Here is a 13,549-nt window from a genome sequence, read left to right on the forward strand (position 1 = left end):
GTCGGTGCCGCGTTGGGTGCGATCGGCGCGGCGGCCGGCCCGCTGCTCCCCATCCTCGGCCAGCTGATCGCGCTGCTGGCGACCAGCCTGGCCGGCGCGCTGCAAGCGGTGCTGCCCGCCCTGGCTGGCCTGGCCGCCGCGTTCGGGCCAGCCATCACCGCGGTCCTGCCCGGCGCGGTCACGCTGCTGCAGGGATTCGCGCAAGGCATCGCCCAACTCGGTTCGGCGCTCGCCCCCGTCGGGGCTGCGCTGGGCGGCCTGATGGCCGCTGTAGCGCCTCTGCTGCCCGTCCTGGGCCAACTGGTGGCGTTGGTGGCAACCAGTCTCGCTGGCGCGGTTCAGGCGCTCACACCGGCGTTGACACCGCTCGTGGCCATGCTCGGCCAGGTCCTTGCCGCGATCTCGCCGCTGATCCCGCAGATCGCCCTGCTCGTCACCCAGGTGGCGTCCGCGCTCCTGCCGGCCATCACGCCGCTCATCGGCGCGCTCGGCCAGCTCGTCCCGATCCTGGGCGGCGCGGTCGTGCAGGCGTTCACCCAGTTGGTGACCGCGATTGCGCCGTTGCTGCCGATGATCGCCGACGTCCTCGTGCCGTACTGGGGCCAATTGGTCAACGCCATCACGCCGCTGCTGCCGATCCTCGCCCAGATGGCCGCGCTCCTGATCGGCACCTTCCTGCAAGCCTGGTCGTCGATAGCGCAGGCGTTCACGCCGCTCGTGCCGGTCATCGGGGAACTCGCCGCCACGCTTGGCAAGGTCCTGCTGCAGGCGATGCAGGCCATCGCTCCGCTGATCACAGCGCTTGCCGCCACTCTCGCCAAGCTGCTGCCCGTCTTCACGCCGCTGATCACGCTGGTCGCGCAGGTGGCCGGCCAGATCGGCGGCATCCTGGTGCAGGGCATCACGATGCTGGTCGGAGCCATCACACCGGTTCTGCCGGTGATCGTCGAGCTGGTGCAGCAGATCGGTGGCGCGCTCATCGCCGCGCTGCAGGCGGCGGCTCCGGCCCTGTTGTCGATCGTGCAGGCGGTCGTCGGGCTGATCCCGGTGCTGACGCCGCTGATCGGCATCGTCGCCCAGTTGGTGCAGCAGATCGTGCCGCTCGTCCTGCAGTTCCTGCCGCTGTGGACGCAGCTGATCCAGACGTTGGCGCCGGTCGTCGTCCAACTGGTCGGCGTGATCGGGCAGCTCCTGGCCGCGGTGATGCCGCTGGTGCCGATCCTTCTCCAGTTGGCGATGTCGATCCTGCAGCCGCTGATCGGGATCGTGCTGCAGGTCGTGCAGGCGTTCATGCCGCTGATCCAGGCGATCCTGCCGCCGCTGGTGCAGCTCATCCAAGCGGTCGCGCCGATCATCGGGCTGGTCGCGACCACGTTCGGCCAACTGCTGCAAGCCCTGTCGCCGCTGATCGACGTGCTGCTCGAACTCGTCATGTCGATCCTGGAGCCGATCCTGCCGCTCATCTCGACGCTGGCCGAGCTGCTCGCCCCGATCATCGGGATCTTCGCGCAGCTCGTGACCGCGGTGATGCCGCTTATCCAGGTGCTGCTCGACCTGATCGTGTCGGTGCTGACACCGCTCATCACCATCATCGCCGAGGTCATCGGCTGGCTCGTCGACAAACTGGCGCCAGTCTTCTCGTGGCTCGCCGACATCATCAAGGTCGCCATCGACGCCATCGGCGGCGTCTTCCAATGGCTCTACGACCTCTTGGTCGGCCACAGCATCATCCCCGACCTCATCCAGGGCATCCGCGACTGGTTCCAGAAGGGCGTCGACTGGGTCAAGGGGATCGTCCAGTGGTTCGGCGAACTCCCCGGCATGATCGCCACGTGGCTGGGCCAGGCGGTGACGTGGGTCCAAGAGAAGTGGAACCTGATCAAGAACTACGTCGCCGCGAAAATCGAAGAGATCAAAGACACGCTGTCCCGGATCTTGGCCGCCATCGGCGACCGCTGGAGCGAGTTCTGGGACGGGATCAGGCGGTTCATCGGCGAGAAGTGGGAGCAGATCAAGACCGCCGTCTCGACCGGCATCGACAACGTCCTGCAGTTCTTCCGCGACCTGCCCGGCCGCATCACCAGCGCCCTCGGCAACCTCGGCTCGACACTCTGGAACGCCGGAAGAGACCTGCTGCTCGGCCTCTGGAACGGGCTACAGAGCCTCGCCGGCTGGCTGAAAGACCAGGTCCTCGGCTTCTTCAGCTCGATCATGCCGCAGTGGGTGAAGGACGCCCTCGGCATCGCCAGCCCGTCGAAGCTGTTCGCCGCGATCGGCGAACAGCTACCGCCGGGCCTCGTCGTCGGCATCGATCACAGGTTGCCGATGGTTGAGGCAGCGTCGCAACGGATGGCGTCGGCGGCCGTCGGCGCGTTCGACGACCTTGCTTCGCCGGCACCGGCCTTCTCGGGGACGTTCGGCACGCCCAGCGGAACGGGCACCGCAGCAGCCGGCAGCGCGGTCAACGTCGAGAACCTGCATGTGCATGTCCAAGGCGTACTCGACCCCTCGCGGCCGGACACCTACAGGCGCCTGGCTGTGGAGATCCGCGACGCCATCAACGGCCTCGAGCGGGAGGTGTATCCGAGATGAACGCCCCTGTCGACGACGTGTCAGACCTGCTGATCGCCCTGGTCACAGCACACCGGACGGGCATGTCCTCGCGAGAGGTCAACGCGCTGCTCGAGGCTTCGCTGTCGGAACTCGCCCGAACGGCCAAGCAGCGGGAATGGGTGCTGACGTACCTGACGGGCTCGCTGGTCGCGCACCTGGCGGCAGCGCTCAACGAGTGGGACCGAACCGCCGGCCGCCCGGTGTCGCAGCAGTGGATAGCGGCCATCGTGGAGCTCGCCGCAGAGCAGCGGGCAAGCCCCTGAACAGCAGAAGCCCCGGCGGCCGTCACGGCAACCGGGGCTTGTAGGGCGATGCTCGGGAGCGGCGGTCAACTCCTCAGCATGCCGAGCACGGTGTCGACGTCGATGACGTCCTGTGCGCTGGCCGGTCCGCGGGCGAAGGTCTCTCGGAACATCGCGTGGCAGCCGGGGGCGGTCTTCTCGATGTGGACGGTCACGGGCCAGCTCGAGGCCATCTCGCGGATGGGCGTCATGTCGTCGGCGCGGACGGCGTCGAGTGCTCGCCAGAAGTCGGCGAAGACGGCCCGCCGCTCGTCGTCGGTGAGGGCGTCCCACAGGGCGAGCGCGTCGTCGAGCGTGACGCGCGGGATGGTGGTGTTGTCGATCATTTGCGGTTGCCTCCTGTGATGGGGGTGTTGTCGGTCGTCCTGGACGACCTGATGGGGTGAGGAGTGTCGCGTCACAGGCCCGACGTCGATGGCCCTCCCATCCACGTACCGTGCGCGACCTGGGTGTCCAGCTTGAGCCGCTGCTGCCGCGCCATCTCCTGAGGCGACAGATGCACGGTACGCCGGGGTTGGCGCAAGATCCTCTCTACGCTCTCCTCCGAGAAGTGGGTCAGCAGGTAGGAGACGATCCCCTCCAGGCCGGTGACGGTCGCGATGTCGGCCTCGGCGGCGAACACGGCATGCCAGTCCCGGTCGGGCTTGTACTCGCGCTGGTCGTAGCGTGCCCAGCGTTCCTCATCCCAGACGCAGCCTTCGGCTACCTCGGCTGCTACCTGGTGCGGCATGTGAGCCACGTCCGCCTCGGCGAGGCCCAGTTCGGCGGCGAGGGCCATCATTCGGGCGACGGAGCCGTTGCTCTGCACGCGCTCCAGATCGTAGATCAGTGGCATAAGGATCTCCCGGGAGTCAGGCGGCCAGCGCGGCGGTGGATGCGTGGTGCTCGGTGTCGATGTCGGCGGCCGGGACGGCTCGCCTGCAATTGCTGCACCGGTAGAGGACGGGGCCTTCGTCGAGCGGGGTGCTGCAGCGTGGGCAGCAAGCTCGGTTCATGATGGAGGTACCTTTCGATCTCTTGTGAAGGTTGGGAGGTGCGGGCGCGTACCGCCGTGGCCGGTCTTGGCGGATAGGTCCACGGCCTGGTGCGCGCCCGTCTTCATGACGTGGTGGCCTCTCCCTGACCGGAGTTGTGGGAGCCGGAGCCGCTGCCAGTCCGGACGATCAGATGCGCGGGCCGGGCGCCGGCCAGGCGGACGAGCCCGACGATGCCGGCGCACGCGAACCCGGTGAGCAGCAGGCCACCCAGGACGAGCAGCACGGCCATCGTGGGGGTGATGGCCAGGGCGTTTCCGCCGGCGGCGGCCAGGGCGATGAACAGGGCGAACGCCTTCACGGGACTCTCCTCGGCTTGGGCAGGCAGATCGGGTAGCTCATGGCCGCTCGACGGGTGCAGGCGGCGGCCTGGGCGGCGGTGACGGCCCGTTCGTAGGCGCGGCCCTGGTTGAGCAGGCCGACCATCAGCACAGGGCTGCCGACGGCGGGCTGCTTGACGCCCATCACGATCCCGGCCGGGTCGTTGGCCGAGGCCGGCGGCGGGACCGGCGTGGAGGTGGCACAAGCGGCGGTGGTCAGCACCGCGGCAGCGATCCAGGTGAGCACGTGCATGGTCCCTTCTTCGATGGGATGTCAGCGGGCGAGGGCGTAGAGGCCGTGCCCCACGCGGGCGACGTCGTCGCCGTCCGCGAGCTCGCTCAGGACGTTGCGGACGGAGGCGGGCTTGACCTCTCGGCCGCCGTCCTGGTTGACGACGTCGAGGACCTCCTCGACCGTCAGCGCGTCGTCCGTGGCCGTCAGGGCGGCCACGACGCGGTCTTGCAGGCGGGTCTTCTTACTGCCGCCGCTGCTGCCGCCCGAGCGGGAGTTGGTCGCCTGCGCAGCCTTGGTGTACTCCTCGCGCAGCATCTGGCACTGCGCGGCCATCGCCGACGGGTCACGGCGGGCGGCGTACGCCGGACCGGCGGCGTCCCACGATGACTTCTCCAGACGGGCGGGCTCACCCGGCCCGTACAGGGCGAGAATCTCCGGGTCGAGGCCGAGCAGCGGGGCGATGGAGCCGATCCGGAAGTGACGCATCAGCGAGCCGGGCCGCGGCCCAGACAGCAGGTAGGCCATCCCCTGGGTGTCGCAGACGTCGTCATCGTCGTCATCGACCAGGTCGAACTGCGAGCGGAGGACGCGCGGGCGCAGCGTCTTGGGGATGGGCGTGAGCCGCTCGTGGGCAGGTAGGAGACCGTCGGAGACCAGCTGCTGCATCATGGACGACGACCACCTGAGTAGCGTGACCTCGCCCTCTTTGAGCATCGCCCTCAAGGTGTCGCTGCCGCCCATCTCGTCGAGGTGGCTGGCCTGGGCGTCCAGCTCCATGCCGACGCCGACGCTGCGGCCCGTCCTGCCGAGCTCCTTGACGAGGTAGGTCATTTCCTCCCGGTAGGGGGCGCCACGCTCGAGGCCGCGGTTCGCCTCGTCGATCCGGACCGAGAGGAGCCGGTCGGGCTGGTTGAGCACGAAGGCGTTGCGGCCCAGCGCCTTGTAGCGGCTCTGGCGCTCCTGGGCGACGGCGACAGCCGCGCGCAGCATGAGCAGGACTTCCTCCTGGGAGGTCGCATCCCAGTCGACGTTGTTCTCGGCCTCTGGCGCGGACTGGCCGCCCTTGAGGCAGCCGTACCAGGAGATGATGCCGTTGCGCTTCTCGCAGGCGAGCGTGTACTGCACCGTGCGGCTCTTGCCGGCGCCGGTGGTACCGAAGACCAGCGCCCGCACCGCCGACCCGGTGACCGGGTCGAACAGCCGCCGGCGGGCTGGACGGCCGTTGTGGTGGCGGCCCACCACGATCCGGCCGTGCCGGTCCATCATCATGTCGGCCAGCGTGGGCGGCGGCATCACCGCGAGCGGGTTGGACGGGTAGACGGTGACGATCGCGCGCCGGCCGTCGGTCTCGACCACGACGCGGGTCGGGTCGTCCTCGGCGCCCAGGGCGGAGCACAGCGAGGCGTGGTCGTAGCGCAGGACCTGGCCTTGCGGCACCTCGACCATCAGCTCGACGATCTCGTTCTTGGTGACCAGAGCGGGGGCACGCATCGGTCAGTCCTCCTCGCTGGACGGGCCGGGCACCTGGCGGCCCGACCGGACGCTGGTCAGCGTGGCGCCGGGCATCGCCAGCGGGGCGATCCGCTTGGCCCACACCGCCGCCGGGTCGGTGGCCTCGTCGGGCTGGCCGACCTTCAGCAGGCGGACGCCGGCGCCGCGGCCGGGCACGGGGGCGATGTCGATGTCGTCCTCGGGGACGTCCATCAGCGCAGACAGGCGCCTCTTGGAGATGTCGGGCACCGGCTGGCCGGGGATCGTCGATCGGATGATGGCCCGGATCGACGCCTCGCCGGTGCGCTCGACGTCTTGCAGGGCGGTACCAGGAGCGGCGCCGTCCTCGACAGCCACGTGCCAGGCCCACCAGCGCGCGGCAGGGTGGCCGTCCACCACTTCCGCCGCCGGCACGAGAGCCGTGGCAGGCGCGGGCAGCGGCGGGGACAGCAGCCGGCGGGCGAGCCGCGCCGGCTGCGTCACCCACGTACCGACCGTCCACACGGTCAGCGCGAGGGCCTCGGCAGGGTTGATGCCGGGAATGACACGCTCGCCGACCAGCAGCGCGGCCAGGCTCACGCCGGGCACCAGGTACAACACGCTGGCGGTCGCCTTCTGGTGGCCATCAGGCTTCCACAGCCGCAGCGTGGCCAGCCCGGTCAGCGTGAGTGCAGCGTCAGCCACCAGCGACATGCCGGTGACGTCCCCGGTGAACATGCCGGCGGTGGCCGCGGCGGCGCCTGCGAGAGTCGCCACCCGCCCGACGGACGTGCGGAAGGCGTCGACACGCAGACGTGCCTTGCGCATCGCGAGCGATTCCGGGACCGTCACGTCCACCTGCGCCAGAGGCTGCGGGGCTGTCGAGCGGGTCACGAGCGTCTCCTTCCAGATCAGCGATTGCTGTAGAACTCGGCCTCGGCCATCGGCACCGGCATGTGAGCGGCGGCGTCGGCGACGGTGCCGTAGTCGGCCTGGTGGGCGTCGGCGGCTTGGCCGAACAGGGTGGCCAGATCCTCGGTGTCGGCGGCCATCGCCTCGGCCTCGGCCAGCACGCTGCGCATGACCGTCGCGGCGTCGCGGTGCTCCCCGACGGTGTCGCGATCCACGGTCAGGCTCGCCATCTGGTCGGCCAGCCGGTCGACCGATGTCGAGCAGCCCTCGACGTAGCGGTAGGTGGAGCGCACCTGCTGGCTCAGCCCGCGTAGCTTGATGCCGGCCATGGTGAGCTGGGTGATGACGATGCCGAAGCGGACCGCGTCGGCCAGCAGACCGCCGCCGCTGGCCGCGACGGCGCTCCCGGTGCTGTGGCTTTTCTCCAGTTCAGACACGGGTCTCTCCTACTCGTTGTGGTAGTCGCGTTCGGCCGGCCTGATGTGCCCGGCGTCGCGCACCGCGTCGGCCAGCGGCCGGTGACGGGCGGCGGCGTTGGCGCCGGCGATGGCGATGGCCTCGGAGGCGAGGGGCAGCCGGTCGGCGATGGCCAGGGCGCGGGCCCGTACGGTGGCCGTCTTGTCCATGAGCCGGACCACCATGCTTTCCAAGATGCCGGGCACCTTCAGCTCCACGATCTTGGCGTGGAGGGCTTCCAGCCGGGCGAGCAGCAGCTCGCAGCCGTCCGCGGTTCGCCTGGCCTCGACGACACCGTCGGTGATCTCCTCGGCCATGTCGGCGTCGGCGTCGATCACGTCGTAGATGGTCAGGTCGGCATCCCGGTACTGGGTGGACGCCGTCGAGGGCAGGTTCATGGATCGAGCTCCCATCGATTGCGGGGCAGATGACGGCGCCGGACCGGCGGGCAGCGCGGGCCGGCCGCCTACGGGTGCTCCGGCCAGCACGGGAACCGGCTTCGGCTCGGAGGAGCCTGGGCGCTGCTCGTCGACCCGCTCCACGGTGACGCGGGCGTCGTTGTGGTCAGTTCCGGGCGGCGGGCGCATGCCCCAGTACGAGCCGGGAGGCGGCGGAGGCGGCGGCGTGTACGGGCCGGAGGAGCCCGGCATGCCGTGGCCGGGCCGCCGGCGCGACCAGCTGGCGCGGCGCTGACCGTGGCGGTGCTTGAAGGACTTCCACGCCCACGACGTGCGCGGCGGGCGTGCCGCTGCTGCCCGGTGGCGCAGCGTCCAGCGCTTCACCCACTTCCTGCCGCGCTTCCAGGTGCGCCTCGACCACGCCTTCCGGGAGCGCTTGAACGCCAGAGTGTCCGTGCCACGCGACCAGCGCTTCCGTCCCGTGATCGCCTTACCGCCGCCCGGCCCGGGACGCCGCTTCGGCGCCTTCCACGTCAGCTTGCCAACGCGCTTCTCACCGGGCCGCTTGCCCTTCTTCGCGGCCTTGCCGACGCCCTTGGGACGCCCGGCCGTCCAGCGCTTCGAGCCTGCCGGCCCCTTGCCAGGGCGGCGCTTGGGCGCCTTCCAACGCAGCTTGCCGCCCTGCTTCTTAGGAGGCTTCGGCGCCTTGGGGCTCGGCGTGGTCGGGGCAGTGCCGCCTTTCGGCTTCTTCGGCGCCTTGCCCTTGTCATCCTTGCGCCGCTTCCGGTCGCGGTCCTTACGGCGTCCCAGCTCGTCACGCCCCCACCGCTTGCCGTCCCGGTCCGCCTTGGGCGCCTTCCCAGCCTTGTCTCTGTCGCGGCCAGGACCCTTGCGAGAGTCGCCGTGCGGCCCCTTGGGCGGCCTGTTCTTGCCACCCGGACGCGCCCCCTTCCCGCCCAGCGAGCGCAGCAGAGACGCCCCCTCGGACTGCTTGGCCCCCTTCGAGCCGTGGCCGGCCGCGGCCTTGTGCGTCGCCTTGTCAGCGCTTGCGCGAGCATGGTCTGCAAGTGCCTGGCGCCGGCGGGCACGGTGCCACAAGCCTTGCGCGGCAGCCACACCCATCGCCGTCACCAGAGCCATCGCCAGCGCGACCATGTCCCGCACGCTCGGGCTGGCCGGATCCTCCGGCTGGGGCGGGACGAACCCGTCGCCTTCCTCATCCTCGACGTCAGCCCCCGGGGCGGAGAGTGCGGGCATCATCAGGGCCAGAGGCGGCCCCATCTCGCTCACGTTCGGCAGGGTCGGCCACACCCCCGGCTGCCGATCGGACGGCTCATCCTCGACGGACGGCTCAGCATCGGGTCCAGGGGCGTCGAGAAGAGCGCTGGGCATGACAACGCGCGGGAACTGCACGAGGTCGCCGCCACGGTCCTTGTCGTCGGTGCCGCTCACGTCCGACCTCCTTCCTGAGGGTTGACAATCAGTGACCGGATCGGGCATCCTCGCGCGCCGCGCGTACGCGCGCCGCGCATTATGCGAGGGCGGCCCAGAAGCGGCACATGAACATGAACTTTGCGTGTCACGATGCGTGACGCCCGCGACGCCGTGCCTCGGCTTCCTCCTGCTGCGCCGCCCACGTCGCCAGCAGCTCCGCGAGCTCGAGCATCGCCCGCGGACTGCCGGAACGCTTCGCCTGAGCGGCAGCAGCCTTGGCCCGGTCGAAACACACCTTGGCCATCTCGGCGTCCGTCTTGGCGGCCTGCATGCGCGGGTTCCACGTCGCGGCGATGTTCTGCAGCCGCCTGCGGCCCTCCGCGGTCAACGCGCTCATGCCGACCGCCCCTCACGGCGAATCATCGCCATGAAGTCGCCGTCGGCAGCCGCGGCGGCCGGGCGGGTCTCACGGCGCTCGGCACGCCGCGGCTGCCCGGCCGGCTCACCTCCCGTGAGCGCGGGCTGCTGCCTGGCCTGCGCCGCGGCGGCCTTCCTCTCGGGGATCTCGTGGCGACCACGCCGGTAGCGGGCCTCCAGTTGGAAGGTCTTCTCCGCGGCCTTCTCCATGTGTTCCTGGATCTCGCCGAACGGGCCGGTCAGCCAACGGTGCCGCCACCACGCCTCGAAGGTGGAGTAGCCGTCAGGCGGGTTCGCCTTCCACATGGCCTCGGCATCCCGGCGGACCCTGGCGACGAACGCCGCTTGGTCCGACAGCATCCGGCGCAGCTGGGCAGCGAACGCGGCCATCATCTCCGGCGTGTCGAGCATGTCGCCGGCCCACTCAGGGCCGGACGCAGCCGATCTGGCCATCAGTTCTCTCCTCCTCGGCCATGTCCGTTCACCGATCCGGCGGCGGCCAGCGCGGGCGACGGCGCGTGCTCGACGGGCTGCCCGTGCGGCACGGCGGACGGGCCCGCGGTGTCCTCGGTGTCGCGCTCGCGCTCGACGTCAGCGATCACGTAGGACACCTGCCGCTCGCTGATCCCGTACTGATCCGCGAGCATCTTGCGGCGGGGCTTGATCCCGTTGTCGAGGAGCATCCGGACGGTGATCGCCGCCCACTGCTTGCGCTCCTCACGCTCGGCCTCGGGGTCGGCCGGGACACCCTCGACGGGGTGTTCCGGGGCGGTCTGGGATCCCATCGCGGCCTTCGCCGGGGTGGAGATGGTGCGCGCCGCGCCGTCGAGCGCCTCGGGGAATAGGTGCCGGAAGACGTGCATCAAAATGTGCGACCCGAATGCGATGGATCCGACAAGCTGGCCAGCGATGAGGCCGACCACCCGCCAGTCGAGCGGCGTGGCCAACACCCTGTCGCCGCCCACGTTGACCATGACGAACGTGCCCATGCCGTGTAGGTGGTTAATCACGTACGAGGTGATCGTGAAGAGGATGACGACCACGAGGCAGTACATTCGCGGCCCGGATTTGTGTCGCAGCACGACCGCGCCGACGAGCGCCAGCACAATCAGACCATCGGGGGCGAACGGGTACAGAACGGCACCGGTAGGGTCGAAGTGGGCGGCCGTCGCCGCGTCGGACTGGGAGGTCCAGGAGCCGCGGAACGCGACCGCGATGACGGCGGCCAGGAGGGCGGCCAGGACGAGCGCGATCCGGCGGGCGATCGAACCTTGGGACACCGCCGCAGGGGTGTCCCCGCCGTCCGTCTCCGGCGGCTCGAGGGGCTCCTCCGCGTCGGGCGTGGGCGGCTCCGGCGGGGCGTCAGCGTGGCGGCGGCCGGCCGTGAGGCGTGCCCACCAACCGGGCGCGGGGACACCCTCGGCCGGGTGGTCGGCGGGCGTGTGCGGCGCCTCCGCCGGGAGCGTCGTGTTCATCGGTATGGTCTCCGTCTCCGTTGTCGTAAGGGGCGGGGTTCTGTCGTTCTGTGAGCCGTCCGGATCGGTGCCGGACGGCCGGACAGAGCGGCAGCGGTCAGGTGAGCAGGGCGTGGCCGATCGCGATGAGGCCGATCACGGCGAGGGTCCAGACGACCGCGAACGCGATCACGTTGAAGGCGGTGGGACGCATTAGAACCCCTCCTCCGGCGCCTCGATGACGTCGGTGCCGGGCAGGAACACCACGGTGTGGAACAGGTAGTCGCCGCCCCGGTCCCGGCCGGCGACGCGGCCGTACACCTGCTCCGGATCTGCGGGCACGCCTGCCTCGTCGCACAGGCTGGGCAGCAGCAGGCGGGCGATGTCGGCGGCGTTCCCGTATGTGGCGTTGAAGGTGGTGCAGGCCAGCGGCTCGCCGTCGGAGATCTCGTCGACCTCTAGCGGGCGCAGCAGCTCCAGCCGGAACTCGTACACGTCGGAGATCTGCGGGAAGGGCAAGCTCTTGGCGAGGTTGCGCAGCTGCCACCGTCGCCGCCATTGCCACCACCGCGGCCGGTCGACTATGTCGAGGAGGTCGTGCAGCGACGTCGAGATGGCCTCTGTGGCGGCTGCGGCGGTGTCGGCGAACCCGACGCCCTGCTCGAGCGTGCGGTTCAGGTCTCGGACGGCGCTGGCCGTGTCGGCGTCATTCGCAGCCGACTGGGCCACGACGGTCGCCAGGTCGCGCACGACAGAGGCGAGCTTGGCCAAGTCCTCCCGGGGAGCGGCTGCGGCCTGGCGCAGCTCGGCACGCAACCCGGCGAGCTCGTCGCGAACAGCCAGCAGGGCGTGACCCTGGCCGACCAGGGCGTCGCGGATCGCCTCGACGCCGTCCTCGTAGTCGTGGGTGTAGCCGCCATTGCGGTTGTAGGTGCTCCTGGCGACGTGCTGGACGCCCGCCGCGCTCGCGAGCAGGTCGTTCGCCTGCTCCACACGGCTCGCCTGCTCGGCCTCGGCCGGGGTGATGAACGGGTCGGCGGTCATGCCTTCACCTCGATCCCCGCAGCCTCGGACGTACGGCGGTAGCAGGTGACGCGGACCGCGACGCCCTGGAAGGTGCCCTTCGCGCACACCAGCGTGCTGCGGCTCGTCTCGGTCTCCTCCACGTGCAGGCCCAGCACGGCGGCGTACGCGTTCAACTGCACCTCGCTGTCCGCCGACGCCGACAGCTCGCCGGCGTCCCCGTTGCTGAGGAACCAGGAGATGCGCGGCATGCCCGGGATCGTCAGCAGGTTGGCCAGGGCGCGGGCCGCGGTGACGTCCGCGATCCGGTCCAGGTCGTCGTCGGTGACGTCGCGCCAGTCGCCGAGGTCGCCGTCGTCGAGCAGCGCCTGCAGGATCGAACGCGGGTAGGCGCGCTGCACCCGCGTCAGCGTCTCGCGCACTTCGGCGAGCAGCGGGGTGGGACCCAGGAAGCCGAGCACGGTGTCGGTGTCGTCGCGCACCGCCACGCGGAAGGCGCGGGTGGACACGCTGGGCGGGAGAGCCGTCACGGCCGTCGAGGTGTTGCTCATCAGCGGGGAGCCCTTCTGTGGGGCGGTCAGGGTGGTTGCGGGGGTCGGGCGGCACCACTCGACGCCGCATCCGCAGTCGCGCAAGGCCGCGATGCCGGCCAGGCGCAGGTTGTCGAGGTAGTGCCAAGCGTCGATCTGGGAAACGCGGAGGTGCTCGGCGGCGGCAGCGGTCGTGACGCCGACAGTGAGCAGCGGAGCCAGCACGGCCTGCACGTCGACCGGGACCGCGGGAACGGTGGTGATCATGCGGTCACCTCGCCGAGCCAGCGGTTCAGCGCACGGTCAGCGATGCGGATCTCCCCGCCGAGCGGCACCACCCGGAAGGTGGCGTCGATGAACTCCTCGAGGCGGCGCCGCTCTGCGAAGAACTCGCGCGAGCCGCCGCCGAACGGCAGCGTCAAGGTGGTGTAGTCGCGGTCCACGATGTGCGGCTCGATCCGCACCACCCCGGCGCCGGCGGGCTGCTCGAGGCCGTCGATGAGCAGCGCCCGGCCGAACGAGATGAGCAGCGCGGGCGTCTCGCGGCCCGTCTCCGGCTCGTAGATGAAGATGCGGCTGCCGACCGCCAGGCGGCTGTCACGTACCGGCAGGATGATTTCGACGGCGAACGGGTCGTCGGCCCGGTACATGAGGGTGGCGTTGTACGGGCGGGCATCGTGGCAGGCGGCGTCCCAGAGGGGCAGCGTGCGGTGCGCGACCTTTCTCATGCCGACCGCCTCTTGTTGCGGTAGGCGGCGAGGTCGATGACACCCTGCGGGGCGGGCTTGGCCGGCGGCGGGGCGATCTCGACGCCCGCCTTCTGGGCGAGCCGGATGAGCTTGCAGGACAGCACCATCGCCTCATCGACGAGTGCCTTCAGCTGAGCGGCGTCGATGGCCAAGGTGTCGCGCGCCGGGGGTTCCTGATGCATGATGAATGTGTCCTTCGGCT

18 protein-coding genes are annotated in these 13,549 nt (G+C 70.5%); 2 read left to right on the forward strand and 16 right to left on the reverse strand.

What is annotated here, in order from left to right; all coding sequences use genetic code 11:
* Together ACIBQ8_RS42130 and ACIBQ8_RS42135 are read left to right on the forward strand one after the other, a co-directional pair.
* On the forward strand, positions 1-2,592 hold a 2,592-nt coding region (locus ACIBQ8_RS42130), incomplete at its 5' end, for a hypothetical protein (RefSeq protein ID WP_397194885.1).
* On the forward strand, positions 2,589-2,876 hold the full coding sequence (locus tag ACIBQ8_RS42135) for a hypothetical protein (RefSeq protein WP_397194886.1): 288 nt from the start codon (positions 2,589-2,591) through the stop codon (positions 2,874-2,876). The genes ACIBQ8_RS42130 and ACIBQ8_RS42135, both read left to right, overlap by 4 nt.
* A 65-nt stretch (positions 2,877-2,941) precedes the next feature.
* Here ACIBQ8_RS42135 and ACIBQ8_RS42140 read toward each other — a convergent pair whose 3' ends face one another.
* The 16 genes from ACIBQ8_RS42140 to ACIBQ8_RS42215 form a co-directional block, all read right to left on the reverse strand.
* Positions 2,942-3,241: a hypothetical protein gene (locus tag ACIBQ8_RS42140; protein ID WP_397194887.1), complete on the reverse strand. Its 300-nt coding sequence runs from the start codon at positions 3,239-3,241 to the stop codon at positions 2,942-2,944.
* A 71-nt stretch (positions 3,242-3,312) separates the two neighbouring features.
* Complete coding sequence (locus ACIBQ8_RS42145; RefSeq protein WP_397194888.1) at positions 3,313-3,750, reverse strand: hypothetical protein; 438 nt, start codon at positions 3,748-3,750, stop codon at positions 3,313-3,315.
* Positions 3,751-3,766: 16 nt separating this feature from the next.
* Positions 3,767-3,910 carry a hypothetical protein gene (locus tag ACIBQ8_RS42150; RefSeq protein WP_397194889.1) on the reverse strand — a complete coding sequence of 48 codons (144 nt, stop codon included), beginning with the start codon at positions 3,908-3,910 and terminating at the stop codon, positions 3,767-3,769.
* 103 nt (positions 3,911-4,013) lie between these two features.
* Positions 4,014-4,250, reverse strand: a complete 237-nt coding sequence (locus ACIBQ8_RS42155) for a hypothetical protein (protein ID WP_397194890.1) — start codon at positions 4,248-4,250, stop codon at positions 4,014-4,016.
* Entirely contained in the window at positions 4,247-4,522 is a 276-nt protein-coding gene (locus tag ACIBQ8_RS42160; RefSeq protein WP_397194891.1) for a hypothetical protein, read from the reverse strand. The genes ACIBQ8_RS42155 and ACIBQ8_RS42160 overlap by 4 nt, the downstream gene beginning before the upstream one ends.
* 21 nt (positions 4,523-4,543) lie before the next feature.
* Complete coding sequence (locus ACIBQ8_RS42165) at positions 4,544-5,995, reverse strand: hypothetical protein (protein WP_397194892.1); 1,452 nt, start codon at positions 5,993-5,995, stop codon at positions 4,544-4,546.
* 3 nt (positions 5,996-5,998) lie between these two features.
* Complete coding sequence (locus tag ACIBQ8_RS42170) at positions 5,999-6,868, reverse strand: hypothetical protein (RefSeq protein WP_397194893.1); 870 nt, start codon at positions 6,866-6,868, stop codon at positions 5,999-6,001.
* A 17-nt stretch (positions 6,869-6,885) separates the two neighbouring features.
* Positions 6,886-7,323 (reverse strand): hypothetical protein, encoded by a 438-nt coding sequence (locus tag ACIBQ8_RS42175; RefSeq protein WP_397194894.1) that lies wholly within the window; start codon positions 7,321-7,323, stop codon positions 6,886-6,888.
* A gap of 9 nt (positions 7,324-7,332) precedes the next feature.
* A complete protein-coding gene (locus ACIBQ8_RS42180; RefSeq protein ID WP_397194895.1) occupies positions 7,333-9,192 on the reverse strand; it encodes a hypothetical protein in 1,860 nt (619 codons plus the stop codon).
* Between the two features lie 127 nt (positions 9,193-9,319).
* Positions 9,320-9,571 (reverse strand): hypothetical protein, encoded by a 252-nt coding sequence (locus ACIBQ8_RS42185; protein WP_397194896.1) that lies wholly within the window; start codon positions 9,569-9,571, stop codon positions 9,320-9,322.
* Complete coding sequence (locus ACIBQ8_RS42190; RefSeq protein ID WP_397194897.1) at positions 9,568-10,002, reverse strand: hypothetical protein; 435 nt, start codon at positions 10,000-10,002, stop codon at positions 9,568-9,570. Before ACIBQ8_RS42190 ends, ACIBQ8_RS42185 begins: the two co-directional genes overlap by 4 nt.
* A gap of 41 nt (positions 10,003-10,043) precedes the next feature.
* Entirely contained in the window at positions 10,044-11,066 is a 1,023-nt protein-coding gene (locus ACIBQ8_RS42195; RefSeq protein WP_397194898.1) for a hypothetical protein, read from the reverse strand.
* A 192-nt stretch (positions 11,067-11,258) separates the two neighbouring features.
* Positions 11,259-12,089, reverse strand: coding sequence for a hypothetical protein (locus tag ACIBQ8_RS42200; protein WP_397194899.1), 831 nt, complete (start codon positions 12,087-12,089; stop codon positions 11,259-11,261).
* On the reverse strand, positions 12,086-12,865 hold the full coding sequence (locus ACIBQ8_RS42205; RefSeq protein WP_397194900.1) for a hypothetical protein: 780 nt from the start codon (positions 12,863-12,865) through the stop codon (positions 12,086-12,088). Before ACIBQ8_RS42205 ends, ACIBQ8_RS42200 begins: the two co-directional genes overlap by 4 nt.
* On the reverse strand, positions 12,862-13,326 hold the full coding sequence (locus ACIBQ8_RS42210) for an SsgA family sporulation/cell division regulator (protein WP_397194901.1): 465 nt from the start codon (positions 13,324-13,326) through the stop codon (positions 12,862-12,864). The genes ACIBQ8_RS42205 and ACIBQ8_RS42210 overlap by 4 nt, the downstream gene beginning before the upstream one ends.
* Complete coding sequence (locus ACIBQ8_RS42215; RefSeq protein WP_397194902.1) at positions 13,323-13,529, reverse strand: hypothetical protein; 207 nt, start codon at positions 13,527-13,529, stop codon at positions 13,323-13,325. Before ACIBQ8_RS42215 ends, ACIBQ8_RS42210 begins: the two co-directional genes overlap by 4 nt.
* Between the last annotated feature and the right edge of the window lie 20 nt (positions 13,530-13,549).

Source organism: Nonomuraea sp. NPDC049646, from assembly GCF_044465525.1.
In the GTDB taxonomy this organism is placed as follows: Bacteria; Actinomycetota; Actinomycetes; order Streptosporangiales; family Streptosporangiaceae; genus Nonomuraea.

Bases quoted from the DNA above. Each gene is read 5' to 3' on its own strand.
- ACIBQ8_RS42135 (WP_397194886.1), top strand. From the start codon at position 2,589: ATGAACGCCCCTGTCGACGACGTGTCAGACCTGCTGATCGCCCTGGTC.
- ACIBQ8_RS42140 (WP_397194887.1), bottom strand. From the start codon at position 3,241: ATGATCGACAACACCACCATCCCGCGCGTCACGCTCGACGACGCGCTC.
- ACIBQ8_RS42145 (WP_397194888.1), bottom strand. From the start codon at position 3,750: ATGCCACTGATCTACGATCTGGAGCGCGTGCAGAGCAACGGCTCCGTC.
- ACIBQ8_RS42150 (WP_397194889.1), bottom strand. From the start codon at position 3,910: ATGAACCGAGCTTGCTGCCCACGCTGCAGCACCCCGCTCGACGAAGGC.
- ACIBQ8_RS42160 (WP_397194891.1), bottom strand. From the start codon at position 4,522: ATGCACGTGCTCACCTGGATCGCTGCCGCGGTGCTGACCACCGCCGCT.
- ACIBQ8_RS42165 (WP_397194892.1), bottom strand. From the start codon at position 5,995: ATGCGTGCCCCCGCTCTGGTCACCAAGAACGAGATCGTCGAGCTGATG.
- ACIBQ8_RS42185 (WP_397194896.1), bottom strand. From the start codon at position 9,571: ATGAGCGCGTTGACCGCGGAGGGCCGCAGGCGGCTGCAGAACATCGCC.
- ACIBQ8_RS42190 (WP_397194897.1), bottom strand. From the start codon at position 10,002: ATGCTCGACACGCCGGAGATGATGGCCGCGTTCGCTGCCCAGCTGCGC.
- ACIBQ8_RS42195 (WP_397194898.1), bottom strand. From the start codon at position 11,066: ATGAACACGACGCTCCCGGCGGAGGCGCCGCACACGCCCGCCGACCAC.
- ACIBQ8_RS42200 (WP_397194899.1), bottom strand. From the start codon at position 12,089: ATGACCGCCGACCCGTTCATCACCCCGGCCGAGGCCGAGCAGGCGAGC.
- ACIBQ8_RS42205 (WP_397194900.1), bottom strand. From the start codon at position 12,865: ATGATCACCACCGTTCCCGCGGTCCCGGTCGACGTGCAGGCCGTGCTG.
- ACIBQ8_RS42210 (WP_397194901.1), bottom strand. From the start codon at position 13,326: ATGAGAAAGGTCGCGCACCGCACGCTGCCCCTCTGGGACGCCGCCTGC.
- ACIBQ8_RS42215 (WP_397194902.1), bottom strand. From the start codon at position 13,529: ATGCATCAGGAACCCCCGGCGCGCGACACCTTGGCCATCGACGCCGCT.